This window comes from Streptomyces phyllanthi (assembly GCF_009377205.1).
GTDB classification, from domain to species: domain Bacteria; phylum Actinomycetota; class Actinomycetes; order Streptomycetales; family Streptomycetaceae; genus Streptomyces; species Streptomyces phyllanthi.
Map to the genome: position 1 here is coordinate 1 of NZ_VJZE01000814.1, position 2,227 is coordinate 2,227.

Sequence of the window (2,227 nt, forward strand, 5' to 3'; positions counted from 1 at the left end):
GGGGTGACCTTGGTGTTCTTCGTACGGAGCCGGGGGGCCCGTTCCGCGGTGAGGTTGCGGAAGTTGACGAGCATCCGGTGGCCGTAGTCGGTGAGTACGGACTCGGGATGGAACTGGACGCCCCACACGGGCCGGGTGCGGTGCCGGAGCCCCATGACGACTCCGTCCTCGGACCAGGCGGTGGCCTCCAGGGTCTCGGGCAGCGGTTCGCTCACGGCCAGTGAGTGGTAGCGGACCGCGGTGAAGTTCTGCGGCAGCCCGTGGAACAGGTCCCGGCCGTCGTGGCGGACGGTCGAGAGATACCCGTGGCGGGGCTCGGGGGCGGGCACCACGTCGGCCCGCTCCCCCACGGCGATGCCCTGGTGGCCCAGGCACACGCCGAGGACGGGGACATCGGCCCGGGCGATGATCCGGGCGGCGATGCCGAAGTCACGGGGTTCGGCGGGGTGGCCGGGGCCCGGTGACACCACCACGTTGTCGAAATCCCGCAGGTCCGGAATGTCGCCGGATGGCGTGTCGTTGAGCACGACGACCGGTTCCTCGCCGTTGACCTCGGCGATCAGCTGGAACAGGTTGTATGTGTACGAGTCGTAGTTGTCGATGAGCAGAGTCTTCACCCGCCCACCCCCCTTTTTCGTTCTCGGACCTAGGCGGTCCGTCGTTTGTGCCGTCCGCGGAGTGCCTGGAGCGGCGGGTACAGCCATTTCTTGAAGAAACGCTGGAGCCTCGGCATGAGAATCCAGGTGACGATGGCTGTGACGGACAGACACAGCAACAGTGTGCGGATAAGAGGATTAAGACTTTCTAGATAAGGCAGTACGACCAGATTGAACAGGAGCACGGGCGGGAAGACCGCGCTCATATTGACAAACCAGAGTTTCCATTTCGGTGGCGGGCGCGGTGCCGCCGGCGTCACGGTCTGGGAGTCGAACCAGGCCTTGGAGCCCTTCATGCTCCGTCGGCCGGTCTCCCGTCCCAGTCCCTCGCCCCGGGCGGCCAGCTCCGCCCAGGCGTCCGAGTTCTCCCAGTTCCGGGCGGCACCATCGCTGTCAAAGCGGTAGACCACATGCCAGTCCGCCTCTCCGTCGACCAGGACACCGCCCCCCAGGAAACCCGGCTGCTGCGCGCTCGCGCGCAGCATGGCCCACCCCCAGGAGTGGAAGTCGGCCTCACGGCCCGGCACCACGTGATACGCCACGGTGACGGTAACGGGATTCCTGCTCACGCCGTCGAGTACGGATAACGGACGGGTCACGTTCAATGTTTAACGAAGAATTTTTCGAGCGCCCGGAAGGGGCCCCTATGGGGCACTTTCGTCCGACTTGACCTCATCTGCAGATCGGTACTGGGGGTAACTTTCCCACAATTCCTGAAAGCGGTTGCCGATCCGGAAAAGAAAGGCGCACGATCGGCATCCGGCTCGTTGGGAAAGCGAAGGAGATCCATGTCCCGCTACGACTGGAACATGTCCCACGAGGGAATTGATCGGGCGCGTGCCGTGATCGAACCCACCCGGAAGGAAGTGACCGCGCACCCGGTCTACCAGCGGATGAGAAGCCGTGCGGACATGGCGGCGTTCATGGAGCACCACGTGTTCGCGGTATGGGACTTCATGTCCCTGCTGAAGTCGCTCCAGCGGGAACTGACATGCGTGGACGTGCCCTGGGTGCCCCTCGGATCGGAGGTGAGCCGACGGCTGATCAACGACATCGTGCTGGTCGAGGAGAGCGACGAGCTGAACGGCGGCTTCACCAGCCACTTCGAGCTGTACCGCGCGGGCATGGACGAGGCGGGCGCGGACACGACGCGGATCGACACCTTCCTCGCGCTCGTCAAGGAGGGCCACGACGTGTCCGCGGCGCTGCGGGTAGCCCAGGTCCCGGCCCCGGCGGCCGATTTCGTCCGCACGACCTTCCAGATCATCGCCGACCGGCCGCTGCACTGCCGGGCCGCCGCGTTCGCGTTCTCCCGGGAGGACCTGATCCCGGACATGTTCGACCAGGTGATCAAGAAGGAGGGCACGGACCGCTTCCCGCTCTTCTGCGACTACCTGTCCCGCCATATCGAGGTCGACGGCGAGGAGCACACCCCGATGGCCCTGCAGATGGTCGCCGACCTGTGCGGCGGCGCCGACACCCGCTGGCAGGAGGCTGCCGAGACGGCGACGCTCGCGCTGGAGGCGCGGATCAGGTTGTGGGACGGGATCGTGGAGGCGATGGGGTAGGGC

General features: G+C 66.0%; 3 protein-coding genes. 1 reads left to right on the plus strand and 2 read right to left on the minus strand.

The genetic code is table 11. The features are described 5' to 3' along the window. Window positions 1-617 (minus strand): anthranilate synthase component II (locus tag FNH04_RS45170; RefSeq protein WP_322725700.1); only part of this gene is annotated, 617 nt, incomplete at its 3' end. A 29-nt stretch (window positions 618-646) separates the two neighbouring features. Next, a complete protein-coding gene (locus FNH04_RS45175; RefSeq protein ID WP_322725702.1) occupies window positions 647-1,225 on the minus strand; it encodes an antibiotic biosynthesis monooxygenase in 579 nt (192 codons plus the stop codon). Window positions 1,226-1,444: 219 nt separating this feature from the next. Between FNH04_RS45175 and FNH04_RS45180 the strand changes: the two genes are divergently transcribed. Next, the gene (locus tag FNH04_RS45180) at window positions 1,445-2,224 is read left to right on the plus strand and encodes a DUF3050 domain-containing protein (RefSeq protein ID WP_194237040.1); all 780 of its coding nucleotides are present in this window, start codon (window positions 1,445-1,447) and stop codon (window positions 2,222-2,224) included. Window positions 2,225-2,227: the final 3 nt, after the last annotated feature.

Coding starts and splice junctions, on each gene's coding strand:
- FNH04_RS45180 (WP_194237040.1), top strand. CDS start 1,445: ATGTCCCGCTACGACTGGAACATGTCCCACGAGGGAATTGATCGGGCG.